We start from the raw sequence: 696 nt of genomic DNA, 5'->3' as shown, positions 1-696 counted from the left end.
TGTCCCCACCGGCGCCTGCGGCTCTGCCACGGCCGCCTCCAGCAAGCGCAGGTACCACTGCGCCCAGCGCGCCATCGTCTCCGCATCGAACAGCGCCTCGTCGTACACCAGCGACCCCTGCAGGCCCCCGTCGACCGATGGCTGCAGGTCCAGGCTCAGGTCGAATTTCGCCTGCTCGCCGCCACTGCCCAACCCCTCCAGGCTCATGCCCGGCCACTCCGGCAACTCGCCCACCGCATTGTTCAGGCTGAACATCACCTGGAACAACGGGGTAAAGCTCAGGTTCCGTTCCGGGCTCACCCGCTCCACCAACTGCTCGAATGGCAGGTCCTGGTGTTCGTAGGCCCCCAGCGTCCGCTGCCGCACTTCCTTCAGGTGGCTCGCAAATCCCCGCTCCAGGTCCAGCCCGCTGCGGATCACCAGCGTGTTCGCGAAAAACCCGATCAGCCCTTCCAACTCGCTGTGCGTGCGGTGTGCTGTCGGTGTGCCCACCGCAAAGTCCGTCTGACCGCTCAGCCGCGCCAGCAATACCTGGAACACGCCCAGCAGACTCATGAACAGGGTTGCGCCGCTGCGTTGTGCCAGGGATTCCACCTGCTGCACCAGTGGCGCCGGCAATTTCAGCGTGACGCTGCCGCCCCGGTACTGCTTCTGCGCCGGGCGCACCCGGTCCGTCGGCAGTTCCAGCAACGCCGG

1 protein-coding gene is annotated in these 696 nt (G+C 66.8%); it reads right to left on the bottom strand.

The window, feature by feature from the left end:
- Nucleotides 1-696, bottom strand: a 696-nt coding sequence (locus tag OQE62_RS19370) for a condensation domain-containing protein (RefSeq protein ID WP_265723690.1), incomplete at both ends; no start/stop codon positions are given.

This window comes from Microbulbifer halophilus, assembly GCF_026183675.1.
Lineage (GTDB): Bacteria > Pseudomonadota > Gammaproteobacteria > Pseudomonadales > Cellvibrionaceae > Microbulbifer > Microbulbifer halophilus.
Note: the sequence above shows the minus strand (reverse complement) of the source record. Positions and strands in the feature narration are given on the sequence as shown.